Below are 2,229 nucleotides of genomic sequence, written 5' to 3'. Positions count from 1 at the left end.
GCCGCCTTCGCCGCCATCGTGGTGCTGTTCGTCGCCACCCAGCCCTGGGCGCCGGGCGCGGTGCTCAAGCACGACGATCTGCTCGTCGGCCTGCCCTACGGCTCGCTCGGCATTCTGGCGGCGATGCATTTCGGGCTCTGGTTCTATCTCGGCATCGAGGGGACGACCCAGGCGGCGGAAGAGGTGCGCTCGCCCGCCCGCGCGCTGCCGCTCGGCACCATGACCGGCATGATGACCCTGCTGATCGCCGCCACGCTGACCTGGTACGTCTGCTCCGGGCTGATGCCGTGGGAATATCTCGGCCAGGCGGTGACCCCGCTCTACGACGCGGCCCGGCTCACCGGCAGCCGCTGGCTCGAACTCGCCCTGTTCCTCGGCACCCTCTTCGCCACGGTGGCCTCGGCCAACGGCTGCATCAACGATGCATCGCGGGCGTGGTTCGCCATGGGCCGGGACCGCTACATGCCGGTCTGGTTCGGGGCGGTGCATCCGACCTACCGCACCCCCTACCGCGCCATCGTCTTCTTCGTGCCGATCGCGATCCTGTTCGCGGTCTCGACACCGCTCGACCAGACCATCACCTTCTCGATCCTGTCGGGCCTGCTCGGCTACACGCTGATGGCGCTGTCGATCATGCTGTTCCGCCGCAAATGGCCGCTGGGCACGATCCAGCGCGGCTATGTCCACCCGCTCCACCCGCTGCCGGCCCTGCTGCTGCTCGGCCTCTGCATCGTGACCTATCTCGCGGTGTTCCTCGGCTACGGCACCCAGCTCCTCGCGATGATGGCCTTCTACATCACCGCCTCGGCCTGGTTCGTGCTGCACCGCTACAAGTATGTCCGCCGCGGCGACCAGTTCACGATGCCCTGGCCGAAGCCGCGCGGCTACTGAGGAGAGGCGCGCCGATGCTCCCCCTCGCCGCCGCCCTGATCGCTCTCGCCGCCGCCGCTCTCTGCTGGCGCCGGCAGCGGCACGCGGCGGCGTGGCGGGCGGGGCTGCTGGCGCGCTGCGCGGCGGAGATCGAGGCGCCGCGCCTCGGGCGCGACCGGGCCGGGTTCGCGACCCTGCGCGGCCGCTACCGGGGCGCCGCGGTCGATGTGCGGCTCATCCCCGACACGCTGGTGCATCGTCGGCTGCCGCAGCTCTGGCTCCGGCTCACCCTGCGTCTGCCGCTGGCGACGGACGCGATCCTCGACATCCTGCGCCGCCCGGCAGGGGCGGAATTCTACACCCCGGACAACCTCCCGGCCCGCTGGTCGGTGCCGGCCTCCTGGCCGGCGGACACGCTGGTACGCGGGACGCGGAATGCCGGCGATCTGCTGGCCCGCGTGGAGCCGGCCCTGGCGCCGATCCTCGCCGATCCGACGGTGAAGGAGGTGCTGCTGACCCGGGAGGGCCTGCGCCTCACGGTGCAGGCGAGCGAGGGCGCACGGGGCGCCTACCTGCTCCTGCGCGGCAGCCACTTTGCGCTGGCGCAGGTGCCACCTGAACGATTCCGTCCCCTGCTGCACGAGGGCCTGCGTCTGGCCCGCAGCCTCGCGGCAACATCCGTGGAGACCCGCCATGCCCGTGCCGCCTGACCCGCGCCAGGTCCTGCTCGTCGCGGCCCTGCTTCCCGGCATGGGCCATGTCTGGACCGGGCGCATGCGGCGGGGGCTCGGTTTCGCGCTGTTCGCCCTGCTGGGCGGCTGGCTCACCGCCCGCTTCGCCGCCCCCGAGGCCAGCCTGATCGGCCGGCATGCGGGCGGCTTCTTCGTCTGGGCGCTCTCCCTGACCGACGCCTATCGCTGCGCTCGCCTCGACCGGATCCGGGCGGGACTGCGTTAGCGCATCGTCCCGAAAGGTGGTTGCTGGCTTTCGGGACGATGCGGAATCTGGGGATCGAGAGCACCGCCCCGGATCTGAGATCCGGGGCGGTGCTCCGACGGGCGCGCGTCCGGCTCTGGTTTCGCCGGCCGCAACCGCGCCCTCCCCGCCTGCTGAGGCGGCGAACCTCACCTATGTAGAATCAGTCATACGCTCTGGCGGATCGGCCGCGCGGAGGATCGCCCATGACTGATTCCGCCACCGACTCCGTCCGCCGGGCCCTGGCGGCGCGCCTGTCCCGTGAGATGGATCAGGCCGAAGACCTGGGCTTCGGCACCGCGACGGTCTGGCTCACCCGCGAGGAGATCGACCTGATCCGCGCCGCGAAGACGGGGGCGTGTTCCGGCGCGGATCAGGTCGATC

3 protein-coding genes are annotated in these 2,229 nt (G+C 71.6%); all 3 read left to right on the top strand.

Annotated elements, in window-relative coordinates; genetic code table 11:
- Positions 1-891 (top strand): APC family permease (locus tag MZTS_RS23820; RefSeq protein WP_192285742.1); only part of this gene is annotated, 891 nt, incomplete at its 5' end.
- Between the two features lie 14 nt (positions 892-905).
- Positions 906-1,580 (top strand): hypothetical protein, encoded by a 675-nt coding sequence (locus MZTS_RS23815; protein WP_192285740.1) that lies wholly within the window; start codon positions 906-908, stop codon positions 1,578-1,580.
- On the top strand, positions 1,564-1,827 hold the full coding sequence (locus MZTS_RS23810) for a hypothetical protein (RefSeq protein ID WP_009866945.1): 264 nt from the start codon (positions 1,564-1,566) through the stop codon (positions 1,825-1,827). Before MZTS_RS23815 ends, MZTS_RS23810 begins: the two co-directional genes overlap by 17 nt.
- Positions 1,828-2,229: the final 402 nt, after the last annotated feature.

The sequence above is a fragment of the Methylorubrum zatmanii genome, from assembly GCF_014845115.1.
Lineage (GTDB): Bacteria > Pseudomonadota > Alphaproteobacteria > Rhizobiales > Beijerinckiaceae > Methylobacterium > Methylobacterium zatmanii.
Note: the sequence above shows the minus strand (reverse complement) of the source record. Positions and strands in the feature narration are given on the sequence as shown.

Excerpts from the sequence above, each read along its gene's own strand:
- MZTS_RS23815 (WP_192285740.1), top strand. The coding sequence starts at position 906 with ATGCTCCCCCTCGCCGCCGCCCTGATCGCTCTCGCCGCCGCCGCTCTC.
- MZTS_RS23810 (WP_009866945.1), top strand. The coding sequence starts at position 1,564 with ATGCCCGTGCCGCCTGACCCGCGCCAGGTCCTGCTCGTCGCGGCCCTG.